The organism is Methylobacterium sp. J-067 (assembly GCF_022829465.1).
Classification (GTDB): domain Bacteria; phylum Pseudomonadota; class Alphaproteobacteria; order Rhizobiales; family Beijerinckiaceae; genus Methylobacterium; species Methylobacterium litchii.
Genome location: NZ_JAKSXZ010000136.1, coordinates 1 through 286, shown reverse-complemented (window position 1 = coordinate 286; position 286 = coordinate 1). Strand labels below are relative to the sequence as shown.

The window sequence follows — 286 nt, the reverse complement described above, 5'->3', positions numbered from 1 at the left end:
CCGCCGCCACGTTCTGGATCTGGCGCTCGTCGCCGGCTTTGCCCACCGACACCACCCCCGCCACCGGCGTGCCCGCAAACCCCCCATACGTCGTCCCGTCGATCGCGACGGACGACACCGTCACACCCGCAGACGTCGCCGCCCCGTCGCCCAGCGCCACGCTGCGCCCCACCGACGCGTTCGCATTGAACCCGATCGCCACCGCGCCCGCCGCCCCGGCGACGTTGTTCATCCCCAGCGCCACCGTATGAACGCTCGCCGCGTTCGCCGCGCTGCCCAGCGCCAG

Annotated in this window: 1 pseudogene; it reads right to left on the bottom strand. The window is 73.8% G+C overall.

Annotated features, from left to right (window positions below):
* A pseudogene (locus tag MKK52_RS20555) lies at positions 1–286 on the bottom strand (hypothetical protein); the annotation flags it as partial.